This is a genomic window from Sphingobacterium paramultivorum (assembly GCF_014109745.1).
Classification (GTDB): Bacteria; Bacteroidota; Bacteroidia; order Sphingobacteriales; family Sphingobacteriaceae; genus Sphingobacterium; species Sphingobacterium paramultivorum.
Genome location: NZ_CP058555.1, coordinates 3,273,827 through 3,289,418 on the forward strand (window position 1 = coordinate 3,273,827; position 15,592 = coordinate 3,289,418).

Here is a 15,592-nt window from a genome sequence, read left to right on the forward strand (position 1 = left end):
CTCATTCAAAATCGTACCTCGTGCAACAGCAACAGACCATATTCAATTACATCCGTCAAGCGGTGGTCGTATTGTCAATACTCAGCCTATTTCCGCATTTTTCCAAGGCTCAAACCTACAAATTAATGCGTTTTGAGGAAGATTACAGCGCCCTCGCAGACAGTACACGTCATGGTTATCAAAAGCTCAAATATAGCCATTTAACTGCTGACGGTAAATTATGGCTTTCGATGGGTGGCGAGGCACGGTTGGAATATGTCGATTTTAACAATGAGGACTGGGGACGTGTAAAACTTGGGCATAACAACTTTCTACTGCAACGTTATAGCCTGCACGCCGATTTACATTTCGGGACGCGTCTCCGTCTTTTCACTCAACTTCGCTCAGCCCTGCAGCATGGCCGCAAAAATGGATCACGCCAGATCGATGAAGACCAATTGAATGTACAGAACCTATTTATAGATGGAACGCTGTTCAAACAAAATGATAAATCAGTATTGATTCGCCTTGGCAGGCAGGAGCTTGACTATGGCTCCGGCCGCTTAATCTCCGTAGGTGAAGGCCCGAATGCCAGAAGATATTTCACTGGAGCAAAACTAGCTTACAACAGCAGTAAAGTGAATATCGAAGCATTTGCCATGATGGCAGATACCATTAGACCGGGCATATTTGACAACAAACCTTCCAAACAGGTGAACTTGTGGGGAGCATACGGTAAATTTATTGTTCCTCAACAGGCCAATCTCGACTTATATTACATCGGCATCTATCGCGACCGTTCGGCTTTTGAGGAGGGTATAGCACAGGAAACCCGCCATACTGTAGGAATCCGGATCTGGAAATATGGCGGTGGATTTATTTACAACCTTGAAGGGGCTTATCAATTTGGATCTTTTGGCCAAGGTAAGATATCAGCATGGACTGCTTCCGTCGATATCGGCTACCTCTTTGAAAATACGGTACTCAAACCATCCATCAATCTACGTAACGACTATATTTCAGGGGACAAAAAGGCTGGAGATGGCAATCTGCAAACTTTCAACCCCATTTATCCCAAAGGCGGATACTTCGGTTTTAGTCCACAGATCGGTCCCGTCAACTTGATTGACATTCATCCTTATGCCACGCTAGACCTTCTTTCCAAACTCAAGATGCAGGTTGACGTGGTTTTCAACTGGCGGCATACCTTACAAGACGGTTTATACAGGCCAAGCGGATCTTTTAACCTCCCTGGATCTGCTTCGCGTAAACGTTATATCGGCACGGCTTATCTAGCCAACTTTACCTACGCCGCCAGTAAGCAATTGTCGCTGGTAACAGGTATTCAATATTTCAAAACCGGCGCTTTCATTGAAGACATCATTAGCACACCAAAAAATGGAATTTTCTTCAATAGCAGGATCGCCTTTAAATTCTAAAATCATGAAAACAATAAAGAGACTCTTTCAAAAGAAAACATGTCAATGGGCACTGATCGCCTTGCTTGGCATCCTGGCGGTCACTCCGATACAATCCTATGCACAAGTAAAGACAGCAGCTCCTATTAAAACCACAGCAATAGGCACAAGTACCATCTGGGGAAATGTCGATGGACTTGCTATTGAAGGCCTCGTTCAAGGTCCTTCGGCAGCCGCAAGTGATCTGCAGGTAGCCTGTGTATTTGAATATACCGAGGGCGATATCTTTATCTCACCGCCGGCATTACCTGCCCCATTGAATGGTCTTGTACATTTAGATGAAGCTTTACATGGTACGTTAACTGAAATACGTAAAACAGGAAAATTTAAGGGGCATGCACTCGAAACCATTCTCTTAGCTCCAAGCCAAAAGGGTACACTCGCAAGTAAAAAACTGTTGTTGATTGGGCTTGGCAAACGGGAGGACTTCCATGCTGAACTGATGAAGGATGTAGCCCATGTTGCCATGCGCGAAGCGCTTAGATTAGGTGTCAAAGATTTTAGTTTTGCGAGTGATCTCAAAGATGCAGGTGTGGATTCGCCGACTGCTCTGGTCGCAGAGAATGTTGTTCTCGGTTGTATCGATGCCTTCAGAACCCAAAAATGGTTGAGCGAAAAAAATATGGATCAACAACCGGTATTAAACAAGATCACGTTACTAGCCGGACCGGCATTTTTTGAAACTGCTGGCGAAGGCATCAAAAACGCGATTTCTTCCTTAAACAATTAAACAAACCAGATTATGAAAGCAGACCTTATTCTATATAACGGAAAAATAACCCATTTCGGCCACAACCAGGAAGCTGTTACCGCGGTAGCGATCCAAGATGGTAAATTTGTTGCAATCGGTTCGGACAGCGATGTCCTTAAGCTTGCCAACACACAGACAAAATTGATTGATCTAGGCGGTAGACGTGTTGTACCGGGCATCAACGATTCGCATATCCACCTGATCCGTGGTGGACTCAATTATAATCTTGAATTGCGCTGGGATGGTGTTCCATCATTGGCCGATGCACTACGTATGCTCAAAGAGCAAGTTGACCGTACGCCACATCCCCAATGGGTTCGTGTAGTAGGCGGCTGGTCCGAGTTTCAATTTGCCGAACGTCGTATGCCAACTTTGGCTGAGATCAATGCCATTGCGCCCGATACCCCAATTTTTATCCTTCATCTCTATGACCGCGCACTTCTAAATGCTGCGGCACTGCGTGCCGTAGGTTACACCAAAGACACACCTGCTCCTCCAGGCGGAACCATTGAACGGGACAGCCATGGTAATCCCACTGGATTGCTGATTGCATCGCCCAATGCCATGATCCTATATTCAACCTTGGCAAAAGGACCTACGCTTCCCTACGAAGAGCAGGTTAATTCGACCCGACATTTCATGAAGGAACTCAATCGCTTTGGAATTACCAGCGTCATCGATGCTGGTGGCGGTTTTCAGAACTACCCCGACGACTACAAAGTCATCCGTGATTTACACAGCGAAGACCAACTTACGGTTCGTATCGCCTACAACCTCTTTACACAAAAGCCCAAGCACGAATACGAAGATTTCCAACAATGGATAGACAGCGTTCCTCTCTACCAAGGCGACGATATGTATCGCCACAACGGCGCTGGTGAAATGCTCGTGTTTTCGGCAGCAGATTTTGAGGATTTTCTACAACCTAGACCTGATCTCAGTGAAAATATGGAAGCCGAACTCGAAAAAGTTGTTCGCTTACTGGTGAGTAACCGATGGCCATTCAGATTACATGCCACATACAACGAAAGTATCGGCCGCTTTTTGGATGTATTTGAGAAAGTCAACCGCGACATTCCGTTTGACGGATTGGCCTGGATTTTCGACCATGCCGAAACAATAGACGAACGTAATATTGAACGAACCAAAGCGTTAGGTGGTGGTATTGCCATCCAAAGCCGCATGGCCTATCAAGGTGAATATTTTGCAGATCGATATGGCACTACTGTGGCCGAACAAACACCTCCTGTCAAAAAAATGCTAGCCATGGAAATTCCTGTAGGAGGTGGATCCGATGCAACCCGCGTGAGCAGCTACAATCCCTGGGTGTCCATGTACTGGCTTACCGCAGGAAAAACTGTTGGTGGACTCCAGATATACCAAGATAGCAAGCTTGACCGCATGACAGCGCTACAGATCTATACCAAAGGCAGTGCCTGGTTTTCACAAGAACAACAAAAAAAGGGGGACATTGCTGTGGGAATGCTAGCTGATTTAACGGTACTTAACAATGACTATTTTACGGTAGAAGATGAAGCTATTAAGGAAATCGAATCCGAGCTTACTGTCGTAGCGGGCAAAATTGTCTATGCGGAAGGTGATTTCAGTTCCTTCTCTCCCCCACCGATCCCCGTTCTACCCGATTGGTCACCTACAAAAAGCTACGGCGGTTATTATAGTGTTTCGAAAACAGATCAAAAAAGCATTACAACTGCATCAACAGCTCAAAGTAGCATTGTAAATTCCATACATCTGTGTAGCGGCAGCTGTCAGGTACATGCACACGATCACAATCAAGCCCGAATGAGTAACATCGCGATAAACAATTACACCGCATTCTGGGGAGCCCTAGGCTGTTCATGTTTTGCATTTTAAGACACTGGAAAGATGGAAATACTTCAAAAACTTTTTTACACCGATTTGGGCAATACGGCCAATAACATTGCCATACTGATCTTTCGAGTTCTATTTGCCTGGGAATTATTGACCGTGCACGGTCTCAAAAAAATTCAGAAAGGCCCACAAGCTGAACCTGAACATATCCCAAATCCTTTGCAGCTGCCAGAAAAACTAAACGCCGCGGTAGCCCAGTTTGCAGACACTATTGTTCCTTTTTTTATTGCACTTGGCCTACTTGGAAGGTTAGCGCTATTACCGACAATAGGAGTCACCGCAGTTGGTTATTTTGTCGTCCATCGCCACGATTCACGCGAAGTACGCGATATTCCATTTATGTACACACTTTGTTTGTTTTTACTTCTACTGACAGGACCGGGTACATATTCCCTGGATTACTATATTTTCCAACTTCTAAAGGCATATTAAATATTATGGAAACTCAATCCCAAAACCACACACATATAACCACCTTGGTTCTTACGCTGGTAGGCGGCTATTGTGACACCGTTACATTTGTTGCCGCCGACAAGATCTTTTCGGCTCACGTAACAGGTAACTTTATTGTTTTCGCTTATCAATTAATAAATGGGGGAGACATCACGGCCTGGATCAAACTGGCGACTTTTCCGGTTTTTGTTGCAGCCGTGATGCTTGGAGGCTGGCTTACGTCACGTTCTCACAAAAAAAATACAGTTCTTTTTGTCGAAGCCCTATTACTTGTCCTTGCTGGAGCATTAGCCATCATACTACCGGTGGAAGAATCAAAAACAGTGATGTACAGTCTGGTTATGCTTATTGTCTTTGCATTGGGTATGCAAAATGCATTTGGTAAATTATTCACTAAAGAAACCCACGGTCCTACAACCATGATGACGGGCAATGTTACCCAAGCCTCCTTAGATCTTTGTGTACTTATCGCCAATAAATTTAAAAACCCTACCACCAATGTCAGTTTTGCTAAGCAGCTGATTACACTTTCTGGATTTTTTATTGGCTGTCTGGCAGGAGCCTATTTAGGTAAAGAACTTGGCTTAAGCTCAGTTGCATTTGCCGGAATAGCAATGCTCATCTGTTACTTTCTTTCCAGCCAAAGCGACCAATAGAAATAGCTCTAAGATAGGATAACAAAAAGATGCTGCCCTGATAGTATATCAAGGCAGCATCTTTTTGTTATCGCTTTTTGTTGTATGCGCTTATTTTCCGCTAATAAAAGCCAAAATATCCTTATTGATGGTCTCCGCTTCTGTAGTAGGCATTCCATGTGGAAAACCGGGATAGGTAATTAAAGTACCATTTTGGACTAACTTAGCCGCTCTTCTACCCGTTATATCAATGGGTACAATTTGATCATCTTCACCATGCAATACTAAGACAGGGATTTCTAATTTTTTTAGTTCTTCTGTAAAATCAGTTTCAGAGAAAGCTTTGATACAATCATAATGTGCTTTTATCCCTCCCATCATTCCTTGCCGCCACCAGTTGTCCATCACGCCTTGTTGTACATTCGCTCCATCTCGGTTATAGCCATAAAAAGCGAGGGTAAAATCCTGAAAATACTGTTGTCTACGTGTTGCAGTATTCAATCTTATTTCGTCAAAAACCTCCATAGGTACACCATCGGGATTTGTAGCACTCTTGGCCATTGTGGGGGTAACCGCACTGATCAATACAGCTTTTGAAACCCGAGAAGTACCATGATTGGTTATGTAGCGAACGACCTCTCCACCACCTGTTGAGTGGCCAATATGGATGGCATCTTTTAAATCCAATGCTTCTACCAATTGTGCAATATCCGACGCATAGGTATCCATCTCATTTCCTGTCGCTGTCTGTGTCGAGCGACCATGCCCCCGGCGATCGTGTGCGATCACACGGTACCCTTTTTCGAGGAAGTACATCAACTGCGCGTCCCAATCGTCGCTGGATAGAGGCCAACCATGATGAAATACGATCGGTTGTCCTGTTCCCCAGTCTTTGTAATAAATTTCTGTTCCGTCTTGAACTTTGAATGTTGCCATGATGATTAGTTTAAGAATTTTATTATTTACATGATATGTTGATTGGATTGGAATTCATAATCCAATTAACACATACAGCTGTATTTAAGCATATTAAAAAAGCAAAAGTTAATTTAAAAACAACGATAATTCATTATTTATACAACAGATTTATCCGTTTTTTACGATAGGTCCTATTTTCCTGCAAAAGGCTTCTCGTCGAGTGCGCACCTGTGTTCAAATAGTAATCATATATTCAGTTTTCACCTAATATTTGAACCAGATCTTCCGCGCCACCGTCAAATTTCTGTCCGTTGACAAAAAATGTCGGTGTCCCATTAACGCCACTCAGCATACCACTTTCAAAATCACCATCCACACGGTCCTGTAAAACTTCTTTCTGAACATCAGATTTAAACTTTGGCATGTCCAAATCCAGTTGCTCGGCGATATCCAACAGCAATCTCGCACTCAGCAAGTTCTGATTTTCGAAAATGGCATCATGCATCTCCCAAAATTTCCCCTGCAATGCAGCTGCCTCCGCCGCCAAAGCTGCGGTTTTTGCATAAGGATGCATTTCCGAAAGCGGAAAATTGCGGAATACAAACCTGATTTGGCTTCCCAGTTCGGCCATCATTTCTTTTATTATGGGATGAGCTGCACCGCAATGTGGACACTGGTAATCTCCATATTCAACAATGGTCAGATCGGCCTGGCCATTTCCCAATATATGGTCAGCATTGCTGACCTTCGGTTTCAATGACATAATTATTTTAATTTAAGATTCTCCAATGCTTCGATAATACCGTCTGCACCTGGATTGACCGCCGTCGGGGACATATAACTCCAAGCAATAATCCCTTCCTTATCAATCACAAAGAGTGCGCGCTTGCACTCACCTTCTTCTTCATCGTAAACACCATATTTCTTTGCTACCTCACCTTTACCCTCAAAATCAGCTAAAAGCGGAAAATGCAGCTTGCGAGATTGCGCAAATGCCATATGGCACCATTTGCTGTCAACGGAAATACCCATAATCTCCGCATCATATTTCTTAAAATACTTGAGCATTTCATTATATAGTGCCATTTGATCGCTACATACCGGACTCCAATCTGCCGGGTAAAATGCCAAGATCACATTTTGTCCCTTGAATTCAGATAATTTAATTTTCTGATCTGGTGTCGCATACAAGGTAAAATCAGGGGCAACATCATTTTTTTGTAACATACTAATATCTTTAAAGTGTAAGCAATATTGGCATTCCAGTCCGCCTGTTTATACATTTACAAATAGATCTGTACCACCATAATATAAAGGTGTGAACAGTTAAATTTGTTTTATTTAGTTTCAGGTTTGATAAAGATCTGACTTTCCGGAAGTCCTTTAAGGAATGAGTTTCCGATCAAAAAATCATTTTGAGCTGTCTCTCTCATACATCATAAATTATTTAGATTCAGAATTCCTTGAAAAGGCAGAAATTATCGTTCAACACAGCCAACTTTAGACTATTTATTTAGCCATTTACGAATCAGCTTAGTATACTTTGGCATGACAACATAGACCATCAAAAACACAATCGTACCAGAAATCAAGAGTGCATCCGAAAAGTGATTGAAGGGAAAATTTAAAGCGCGCAATAAGGGCACGAGTAACATGGGTATACAAATGGATAATGGATAAATAGCAGACCAAGTGATAAGATATTGTTTCCAGCGAGGAGGGATTTTTGCACTATTCTCTGGGGCCTCAAAAAGAAAATCCAAACCCGACCGGATTTGATAGTGATCGTGGCGACGAAATAGTGGCTCAACCTTTTCAATCCAGCGCTTTCGCTGCGTCGATTCTAGCCACATTTTGAGATGGTCGACCGTGTCAAAACGAATAATGACCGTATATACAAAAGTCAATTGAGGAATAGGCCTTACGATCTGAAGATCAATAAAACCCTTTGCATGTCTAGTTAATGGCATAATCTCTTCAAGCCATTTTTCATATTCATAGATTTTATCATCCAGAATATGATGTGTGATTACAGCGGAAGCGCCTTGGTTTTCCATAGGATCAGATAAAATTAAAATGCACGTTGGTATTGCCAGGGTATTGCTATTTCCTCTCCGAGTATTTTTGCTGCATGTAAGGAAAAATAAGGATCCCGAAGGTGCTCACGAGCAATTAGAATAAGATCGGCCAAACCGTCGGTAATAATAGCATTGGCCTGCACAGGTTCATTGATCATTGTCGCTGATGATGATTTCAACTGCCATCCTCCTTCTGAAACAGCCAAAGGCAGCATCCGTTCTTTTGGATTACATTCAGCGAGTAGCAATCCTGCTCCACCAATCGCACGGCTGCCCAAGTGGACAAGATGCCAATCTCCTGGTATACCTTCAGTCGCACTATACTGTTGCATAGGCGATACCACAATTCTGTTCTTTAAGGTAAGATCTCGTAGTCTTATTGTTGAAAAAAAAATTCATACTATTAGTTTTTTGGGTTCTTTTGCTCATAACTGATCTACTATTTTTTTAAAATTATAGTTGTTGAGCAGGAAACTTTACCATTCATCAAGACGGTCGATTCTTTTTTCTGGGCAATCAGGCTATTGGTTTTCATAACATATTGATTTAATGAAAAAGCGCTATTAGTCTTCCTTCGTTTAAAATTACCCAACATTTTTTTTAAGCTGTATAAATTTCGTCGAACGGGCAAATTCAGTCGTTGAAAGGATGACAATCCACGATTTGACTACAAGATCCGTTGATCTGCCTACATCCAAACTCGATCGATTAGCCACCTTTGTAGCATCAATTTATTAAAAAAAAGAAATACATGAAATCACAAAAGGTATGGTTCGTTACTGGTGCCTCCAAAGGGCTAGGTCTCAACCTCGTTAAAGAGTTGCTCGCCCAAGATTATTCTGTGGTTGCCACAACAAGAACAAAACAGGCCCTAGAAGATGAAATCGGTGATCAGGAAAATTTTCTGCCGCTTGAGGTAGACATTACCGATGACAAAGACGTTGCCCGGGCAGTACTATCGGCCATTGATTATTTCGGAAGGATTGATGTACTGGTCAACAATGCCGGATATGGTCAGACAGGTACCCTAGAGGAGCTCAGTGACCGGGAAGCACGCCGCAACTTCGAAGTGAATGTCTTTGGATCCCTTAATGCCATTCGGCATATCGCTCCCCAAATGCGACGCCAACAATCGGGACATATTTTCAATATAGCATCTATCGGTGGACTCGCAGGAAATTACCCAGCCTTTGGTGTTTATTGCTCCACCAAATTTGCTGTTGCAGGCTTTACTGAAGCCCTTGCTGTCGAAATGGAGCCTTTTGGTGTACACACGACCTTGGTGTATCCCGGCTACTTCAGAACTGATTTTTTATCTGAAGGATCCTTACATACAGCAGCCAATCCGATCGCAGCTTATGTAACTGCCCGAGAAAACGAAGCCACCCATCTGCATCAGATCCACGGGAATCAGGCAAACGATCCACAGAAAGCAGCAACCTTATTAATCGAGCTGAGTACGCTGGAGCAGCCTCCAGTCCATTTTTTAATGGGCGAAGATGCGTATGAACTGGCCAAAAACAAGATCAACATGCTTCGGGCAGAAATCGAAAAATGGAAAAGTTATACCGTGTCAACAGGTTTCGAGCAATCTGTATAACAGCTTAGTTCAGCATAAGGAGCTTCCTAGGATATTTCACAATAATCAAATAAGAAATTCAGTAAATTTACAACATGGAGAATACATTTCGCTTTCATTCCCTTTCGGAATTCCACAGCTTTTGCGGACTACCTAAACCCGAACATCCATTGATCAGCCTGGTTGATTATAGTCAAGTACATTACCCTGTGAATGATAGCAAATTGAATTGGATACAACATTTTTATTCGATCGGTTTAAAGCGAAATGTAAATGCCAGGTTCAATTATGGACAGCAGCACTACGACTTCGACTCGGGCATACTCACCTTTGTCTCACCATTGCAATTTCTAAAAGTGGAGATCAATCAGGAAGTACAGGCGCAACCCAGCGGTTGGATTTTGTTGATCCATCCCGATTTTCTCTGGAACAGCGAATTGGCAAAACATATTCACTCCTACGATTTTTTCCAATATCAGGTCAATGAAGCGCTTTTTCTTTCAGACAAAGAAGAAGCCATCATTGTCGATATTCTGCAGAATATCGAAAAAGAGTATCAGTCTAATATCGATAAATTTAGTCGTGAACTCATTCTCAAACAGATTGAACGCTTGCTGATTTACGCCGAACGATTTTACGAACGTCAATTTATCACCCGCAAACGATCGACTCAAGAGCTGGTCACCAAGTTTGAGCAGTTACTGTCAACACAGTTTCAGCAACACATACTTGTGGAGCATGGTGTACCTACAGTCAGCTTTCTGGCGCAGCAGCTCAATTTATCACCAAACTACCTGGGCAGTTTGCTGCGTATCTACACACAACAAAACACCCAGCAGCATATTCAGCATAAAATGATCGAGTATGCCAAATTAAGATTAAGCACGAGCTCCCTCTCCATCAGCGAGATCGCATATGAGCTAGGCTTCGAGCATCCACAGTCGTTCAGTAAGGTCTTCAAAAAGAATACCCAACAAAGTCCCGTGGAATTTAGGCAACTGTTTCAGTAGGTTATTTATCTTTACTCCGCGTAATATCCCGCTACTCCAATGCCAATCGTCCAAAAGAACTTTGACTTTTTAAGGTCCTCCAGCAGCATATCCGCATTGTCTTCGTATTCGCCATCGGCTTTGATTTCCTCAATCTCCTCCTGAACATCCTCTTCAGTAATCTGTCTCCAGACACCAACAGAGCTATTTAAAAATGTATAGCAATATCCCGCTTCGGCATCATCAACCTCACCCGCGTTTTTATCACTCAGGATGCTTACAAGTTCGGTCGCTTCGACCTGAAACGGATTAACACCATAGATACTGATTTCAGTTTTTTCTGGATAGGGTCCATTGATGCTTTCTATAAATTCCAATGTTCCCTGATCATTAAAATCAAGTCTCAATTCGAGTTCATCATAATAATATTGGTCGTCCAGCGCATCTGAAGGAGCACCAAGTACACTTTGAACTTCAGCACGGCCCGCACCGAGATTAACCTGACCAATACCTTCAATTTGAATCCCAACAAGTGGGACTAGTTCGATCTTTTTCATCCGTATTCAGTAAATTATAAAAACGACAACTGCATAAATAACACTTGAACATCCGCTATCGTTTTATCCAAGGATGAACATAGCTACAGCTTTATGCTGACATAAATTTACACTAATTCCCATTAAATAATTATTAACATTTTTCACTTTTCTTACGATCCTTAGTGCACATGATAATTCGCATACTCAGGCAATTATGACTAACTTTATGGATGCATCAAAAATCGACGATTATGCAACAGACGCTAGCGACATTAGACAGTTATATCCAAAATCTAATAAATTTGGCTAGACAATCTGCAGGTCCATATTTCTAAAGGGATTCAATTCGGAATCATTTGAATCCAGGTCGGTGATCAATGCCGTAAGCGAATCTATTGGACACACCCTAAACAGTTCACCTTGGTAAAGCTTATTCTGGCTGGCTAAGGCTATCGTTTTCTTTGCACATTGAACCATCATCTTTTTGGTTTCGCCATCTGCAGCTGACGCTGCGGAAACGCCGAGCTCAGGATCTACAGCACAAGTTCCCATGATAAAGATATCGGCATTATACTTAGCCACCTCCATACAGGTTGTGATGCCTGAAGTTACAGCCAGATCGGGTTCAAAATTACCACCCAAAAAAATAAGTTCTACATTTTTGAACTTCTCGAGCAGCGGCACGATGGAAAAATTATTTGTAACCATCCGAATCCGGATATCCAATGGCATCGCATTCACTACGGCCCATGTCGTGGTGCCGCCATCCACAAAAATGGTCATACCATCCTTCAGAAACGGCTGTACTTTTAATGCAATAATGTCTTTTTCTTTGGTCAGAAACGATTGCCTATCCTGGAAAGTCAGCGGATCTTTTTCACGCAGTATAGCACCACCCCTGGTCTTGGAAAGCAAGCCGTTCCGATAGAGAAGGTCTATATCACGGCGGATAGTATCTTCCGATACCGCCAACAACACCGCCAGCTCTTCAAACTTCACCTTCCTCCGGACCGCTAATTCGCGGAGGATTATCTCAAAACGTTCTTCTTTTAACATGCTATTACTTTCTGATTTTATAGATAAGAGCTACCACTAGAAAAAGCAAAGCTATTGTTTCGAAAGCAATGATCAAAGAAAAATGCTGCGCAATGGCCCCCAAAAGCGCGGGGCCCGCTAGCTGACCGGCATAGCCCATTGTTGAAATAACCGGAATGGCTACCGTCGGCGAAAGTCCTTCAATCCGTCCACCCTCGCTAAAAAATACAGGAACAATATTGGCGGCTCCCAGTCCCAAAAGGACAAATCCAATGAGCGTTAGCGATAACCAAGGACTACACACTACGATCAAAATGCCCAATGAAGCCAATAAGCTACCACCTATCACCACAACTTTACTATTCAGTTTACTTACTAATTGGTCACCCTGCAATCTCATGACCGCCATCGCAACGGAGAAGGCCGCATATCCAATTCCCGTAAACTCAGGAGATACTCCTTTGTGATCCCGCAAGAAAATCGCACTCCAGTCCAACATCGCTCCCTCAGACAAAAATGCAATGAAACACATCAGCCCAAGTATCAGCACACTCCACCTAAGCCATTGAAATCCTTTTTTTGAAACCTGAGTTTCATCAATGTGGGAAAACTGGACAATGATTTCTTTTTCCTTTTGATAGCTCAGCAACTTTCGATATTGTACGATCAGTAGCAGTATTAAAAGAATGGCTATAGTAATGGCTGCATAAATAGGAACTAACCCCATCTTTATCAGAAAACCCAAGCCGATCGATCCAAATAGCCCGCCTACACTGAACAGTCCATGTAAAGATGACATTATCGGTTTACCCATTGCATTTTGAACCTGCACACCATGTGCATTCATGGCCACATCTATGCCACCTATACTGCAGCCAAATATAAAAAGAACACAGGCCATCAAATAGCTATTGGTTACCATTAACAGTACAGGGAGCACTACGGCAGCTATCAAACCTGAAATCAAAATCACTCGTCTGCTCCCAACTTTCCCGATGAAAAACCCAGTAAGCGGCATCGTTAATAGTGCACCACCACCCAAACATAACAGTAAAAGCCCCAGTTCTCCGTCATTCAGACCAAGACGGTCCTTGGCGAAAGGTACCATCGGTGCCCAGCTTGATAACGCGAGGCCACATACCAAAAACATAACCTGTGTCGCTACCTTAGCCTTTAATATTGATTCGTTCAACATATCTGATAAATTTTACATTGCAATATTATGCAAATTTGCATAATATTGCAATGTAATTAAACAAAAAGATTTGCCATGCGAATAGAACACCTCGCCCTATGGGTCGATGATCTTGAGAAAACACGTGCTTTTTACGCCAAATACTTTGGTACTGTAAACGGAGAAAAGTACCATAACCCGAAGAAAGGGTTTTCATCCTACTTTCTTAAATTCCGCGAATCCGGCGCGCGTTTGGAGATTATGAATCGTATTGATATTACTACTGCCGCGGCTGATAGAAGTCTCAACAAAGGCTATACCCATCTGGCCATTAGCGTCGGTGGAAAGGATATTGTCGATAATCTGACCGAGCAATTACGGTCGGATGGTTATATTGTCGAAAGCGAGCCCCGTACTACGGGGGATGGTTATTATGAAAGCGCCGTGCTTGATCCGGAGGGAAATCCGATAGAAATTGTAGCTTAAAAACAAACAAAAGTCCATAATCAGCCAAACTTGAAGATTGGCTGATTATGGACTTTCCGAGATATTATCCTGCTTATTTTTGACCGTCAAATCACGGTTCTATCTTGAAGGATACCTTACCCCTTTTTTGCTAACTCGATCTTGTTTGAAATTTCGTTAACGATCTTTTCGACATCCGAACCACTACCTGACGACTGAAAGCGAATAAAACCGTCTTTATCAATCACCACTTTCGTAGGGATGCCACTAACACCGTAGGCCGAAACTACAGACTTATCCTTCTCCTTCATCTCATCATATAGGACATGGAAACTGTATTTATTGTCGTTGATAAAGTTGTTGACGAGTTCCTTATAGTTTTCCTCCTTTTGCCAGGTATTGATAAACAAGAACACTACCTCTTGATCACCTTCATATTTGTTGACTGCAGCTTGCATGCCTGGGAATGACATTTTACATGGTCCACACCAGGTTGCCCAAAAGTCAAGTACAACCACCTTTCCTTTCAGGCCTGCCAAAGATACTTCCTTGCCCGAACGATCCACCAACGAAAATTGAGGTGCTTCCTTTTTGATCATTTCACCCTTCAGTTTTGTCACCAGCATTTCGTCAATACGTCCATTTAGCGCTTTGAGATAAGTCGTCGTATCCGACAGTCCGCTATTCAGTTTACTGTACAAAGGCAGCAGTACTTCCATCATTTTGGGCTCTTTCCCTTCTTTGACAACTTCCTTTTCAATAAGTTGAAAAGCATCCAGATCGCGCCCTTTTGCCTGCAGCGCCTTAGCATAGGCAATCGTTGCCGATTCGGACGGTAATTCTGAACGCACTTTGTCCAATACTTCAAGCGCCTTATCCACATCCTTGTTGCCCATTAAAGCGTCCGCATACTGCAGGCCGATAGCCCCCAGGTATTGACCACCCGCAGTTTTCTTACCTTCAGATTTCAGCTGATTTAGATTGACATAGACGGGTTCAAGCATCTTTTGTGAAAAAGTGTACTCTTTTTGCCGGTTTAATTCGCGTCCGATCGCAAAAACAGCGTTAGCATAATTGTCTTTGGGTTTCAATAGATCCAAATAATAACTGACCTTATCCAAGTTTTTTTCTTTTGCATACTGTTGTGCAATAGTCCCCATGCCGTAACCATAGATTCCTCTATTTTTTTCGGTATAGCTATTTTCCGGAAACTTTTTAACCAAGCTAATATACTGCTCTTCTAATTGTGCCGCAGTCTGATTATCCGCTTTAAACAGTTTACCGAAAGCTTCATTTCGTGCGGTAATTCCCTTTGGAAACTTTTTGGCGATACCCGCCTTTATCGCATCGGCCTTATCTGCTTTTTGCAAACCGGTATAGATCTGCCCTGCTAGCAATTGGTCTTCCTCTTTTTTTGATTTCGCTAGAAATTCAGCTTCCTTCAAAATTTCTGCCTTCGAATCATCTGTACCTTTCTGGAACAAGCCATTGAGATGCTTATATAGCTCCTCCTGAGTGATTCCTTTTTTTGCAGCTAACTGTCCAAAAGCAGCCTGGCTTCCCAATAGTAGTAGCGGAATGGCTAATTTTATTGATTTCAAATTCATATTTTAAGATTTATACATG

General features: G+C 42.6%; 17 protein-coding genes. 8 read left to right on the forward strand and 9 right to left on the reverse strand.

The features are described from left to right. Positions 1–20: 20 nt before the first annotated feature. From HS960_RS13870 to HS960_RS13890, 5 genes are read left to right on the forward strand one after another with little or no spacing between them, the layout of a single operon-like run. Positions 21–1,418, forward strand: coding sequence for an alginate export family protein (locus HS960_RS13870; RefSeq protein ID WP_228280018.1), 1,398 nt, complete (start codon positions 21–23; stop codon positions 1,416–1,418). Positions 1,419–1,422: 4 nt separating this feature from the next. Further along, on the forward strand, positions 1,423–2,187 hold the full coding sequence (locus HS960_RS13875) for a M17 family peptidase N-terminal domain-containing protein (protein WP_182329582.1): 765 nt from the start codon (positions 1,423–1,425) through the stop codon (positions 2,185–2,187). Between the two features lie 12 nt (positions 2,188–2,199). Next, positions 2,200–4,083 carry an amidohydrolase gene (locus tag HS960_RS13880; protein ID WP_182329583.1) on the forward strand — a complete coding sequence of 628 codons (1,884 nt, stop codon included), beginning with the start codon at positions 2,200–2,202 and terminating at the stop codon, positions 4,081–4,083. Between the two features lie 12 nt (positions 4,084–4,095). Continuing rightward, on the forward strand, positions 4,096–4,533 hold the full coding sequence (locus HS960_RS13885; protein WP_182329584.1) for a DoxX family membrane protein: 438 nt from the start codon (positions 4,096–4,098) through the stop codon (positions 4,531–4,533). 5 nt (positions 4,534–4,538) lie between these two features. Then, positions 4,539–5,210, forward strand: a complete 672-nt coding sequence (locus HS960_RS13890; RefSeq protein ID WP_182329585.1) for a YoaK family protein — start codon at positions 4,539–4,541, stop codon at positions 5,208–5,210. A gap of 90 nt (positions 5,211–5,300) precedes the next feature. Here the strand turns inward: HS960_RS13890 and HS960_RS13895 are convergent, their stop codons facing one another. The 5 genes from HS960_RS13895 to HS960_RS13915 form a co-directional block, all read right to left on the reverse strand. Then, a complete protein-coding gene (locus HS960_RS13895) occupies positions 5,301–6,125 on the reverse strand; it encodes an alpha/beta fold hydrolase (RefSeq protein WP_182329586.1) in 825 nt (274 codons plus the stop codon). Between the two features lie 235 nt (positions 6,126–6,360). Beyond that, the gene (locus tag HS960_RS13900) at positions 6,361–6,870 is read right to left on the reverse strand and encodes a DsbA family protein (RefSeq protein ID WP_182329588.1); all 510 of its coding nucleotides are present in this window, start codon (positions 6,868–6,870) and stop codon (positions 6,361–6,363) included. A 2-nt stretch (positions 6,871–6,872) separates the two neighbouring features. Next, positions 6,873–7,334 (reverse strand): redoxin domain-containing protein, encoded by a 462-nt coding sequence (locus HS960_RS13905; protein WP_182329590.1) that lies wholly within the window; start codon positions 7,332–7,334, stop codon positions 6,873–6,875. A gap of 278 nt (positions 7,335–7,612) precedes the next feature. After that, positions 7,613–8,164 carry an antibiotic biosynthesis monooxygenase gene (locus HS960_RS13910; protein ID WP_182329592.1) on the reverse strand — a complete coding sequence of 184 codons (552 nt, stop codon included), beginning with the start codon at positions 8,162–8,164 and terminating at the stop codon, positions 7,613–7,615. A 14-nt stretch (positions 8,165–8,178) separates the two neighbouring features. Beyond that, a complete protein-coding gene (locus tag HS960_RS13915) occupies positions 8,179–8,517 on the reverse strand; it encodes a hypothetical protein (protein ID WP_317167944.1) in 339 nt (112 codons plus the stop codon). Positions 8,518–8,936: 419 nt separating this feature from the next. Here HS960_RS13915 and HS960_RS13920 point away from each other — a divergent pair, with 419 nt between their 5' ends. Together HS960_RS13920 and HS960_RS13925 are read left to right on the forward strand one after the other, a co-directional pair. After that, on the forward strand, positions 8,937–9,785 hold the full coding sequence (locus tag HS960_RS13920) for an SDR family NAD(P)-dependent oxidoreductase (protein ID WP_182329594.1): 849 nt from the start codon (positions 8,937–8,939) through the stop codon (positions 9,783–9,785). 74 nt (positions 9,786–9,859) lie between these two features. Then, positions 9,860–10,774: a helix-turn-helix domain-containing protein gene (locus tag HS960_RS13925; RefSeq protein WP_182329596.1), complete on the forward strand. Its 915-nt coding sequence runs from the start codon at positions 9,860–9,862 to the stop codon at positions 10,772–10,774. Positions 10,775–10,785: 11 nt separating this feature from the next. Here HS960_RS13925 and HS960_RS13930 read toward each other — a convergent pair whose 3' ends face one another. The 3 genes from HS960_RS13930 to HS960_RS13940 form a co-directional block, all read right to left on the reverse strand. After that, positions 10,786–11,310 carry a hypothetical protein gene (locus HS960_RS13930; protein ID WP_182329598.1) on the reverse strand — a complete coding sequence of 175 codons (525 nt, stop codon included), beginning with the start codon at positions 11,308–11,310 and terminating at the stop codon, positions 10,786–10,788. 288 nt (positions 11,311–11,598) lie between these two features. Beyond that, positions 11,599–12,348 carry a DeoR/GlpR family DNA-binding transcription regulator gene (locus HS960_RS13935; protein WP_182329600.1) on the reverse strand — a complete coding sequence of 250 codons (750 nt, stop codon included), beginning with the start codon at positions 12,346–12,348 and terminating at the stop codon, positions 11,599–11,601. Between the two features lie 4 nt (positions 12,349–12,352). Further along, the gene (locus HS960_RS13940; protein WP_182329602.1) at positions 12,353–13,522 is read right to left on the reverse strand and encodes an MFS transporter; all 1,170 of its coding nucleotides are present in this window, start codon (positions 13,520–13,522) and stop codon (positions 12,353–12,355) included. Between the two features lie 75 nt (positions 13,523–13,597). Here HS960_RS13940 and HS960_RS13945 point away from each other — a divergent pair, with 75 nt between their 5' ends. Further along, positions 13,598–13,987 carry a VOC family protein gene (locus tag HS960_RS13945; RefSeq protein ID WP_182329604.1) on the forward strand — a complete coding sequence of 130 codons (390 nt, stop codon included), beginning with the start codon at positions 13,598–13,600 and terminating at the stop codon, positions 13,985–13,987. 116 nt (positions 13,988–14,103) lie between these two features. Here the strand turns inward: HS960_RS13945 and HS960_RS13950 are convergent, their stop codons facing one another. Beyond that, positions 14,104–15,573, reverse strand: a complete 1,470-nt coding sequence (locus tag HS960_RS13950; RefSeq protein ID WP_182329606.1) for a TlpA disulfide reductase family protein — start codon at positions 15,571–15,573, stop codon at positions 14,104–14,106. Positions 15,574–15,592: the final 19 nt, after the last annotated feature.

What these genes read in the sequence shown, in the direction of transcription:
- HS960_RS13875 (WP_182329582.1), top strand. Translation starts at nt 1,423, where the DNA reads ATGAAAACAATAAAGAGACTCTTTCAAAAGAAAACATGTCAATGGGCA.
- HS960_RS13880 (WP_182329583.1), top strand. Translation starts at nt 2,200, where the DNA reads ATGAAAGCAGACCTTATTCTATATAACGGAAAAATAACCCATTTCGGC.
- HS960_RS13885 (WP_182329584.1), top strand. Translation starts at nt 4,096, where the DNA reads ATGGAAATACTTCAAAAACTTTTTTACACCGATTTGGGCAATACGGCC.
- HS960_RS13890 (WP_182329585.1), top strand. Translation starts at nt 4,539, where the DNA reads ATGGAAACTCAATCCCAAAACCACACACATATAACCACCTTGGTTCTT.
- HS960_RS13895 (WP_182329586.1), bottom strand. Translation starts at nt 6,125, where the DNA reads ATGGCAACATTCAAAGTTCAAGACGGAACAGAAATTTATTACAAAGAC.
- HS960_RS13900 (WP_182329588.1), bottom strand. Translation starts at nt 6,870, where the DNA reads ATGTCATTGAAACCGAAGGTCAGCAATGCTGACCATATATTGGGAAAT.
- HS960_RS13905 (WP_182329590.1), bottom strand. Translation starts at nt 7,334, where the DNA reads ATGTTACAAAAAAATGATGTTGCCCCTGATTTTACCTTGTATGCGACA.
- HS960_RS13910 (WP_182329592.1), bottom strand. Translation starts at nt 8,164, where the DNA reads ATGGAAAACCAAGGCGCTTCCGCTGTAATCACACATCATATTCTGGAT.
- HS960_RS13915 (WP_317167944.1), bottom strand. Translation starts at nt 8,517, where the DNA reads ATGCAACAGTATAGTGCGACTGAAGGTATACCAGGAGATTGGCATCTT.
- HS960_RS13920 (WP_182329594.1), top strand. Translation starts at nt 8,937, where the DNA reads ATGAAATCACAAAAGGTATGGTTCGTTACTGGTGCCTCCAAAGGGCTA.
- HS960_RS13925 (WP_182329596.1), top strand. Translation starts at nt 9,860, where the DNA reads ATGGAGAATACATTTCGCTTTCATTCCCTTTCGGAATTCCACAGCTTT.
- HS960_RS13930 (WP_182329598.1), bottom strand. Translation starts at nt 11,310, where the DNA reads ATGAAAAAGATCGAACTAGTCCCACTTGTTGGGATTCAAATTGAAGGT.
- HS960_RS13935 (WP_182329600.1), bottom strand. Translation starts at nt 12,348, where the DNA reads ATGTTAAAAGAAGAACGTTTTGAGATAATCCTCCGCGAATTAGCGGTC.
- HS960_RS13940 (WP_182329602.1), bottom strand. Translation starts at nt 13,522, where the DNA reads ATGTTGAACGAATCAATATTAAAGGCTAAGGTAGCGACACAGGTTATG.
- HS960_RS13945 (WP_182329604.1), top strand. Translation starts at nt 13,598, where the DNA reads ATGCGAATAGAACACCTCGCCCTATGGGTCGATGATCTTGAGAAAACA.
- HS960_RS13950 (WP_182329606.1), bottom strand. Translation starts at nt 15,573, where the DNA reads ATGAATTTGAAATCAATAAAATTAGCCATTCCGCTACTACTATTGGGA.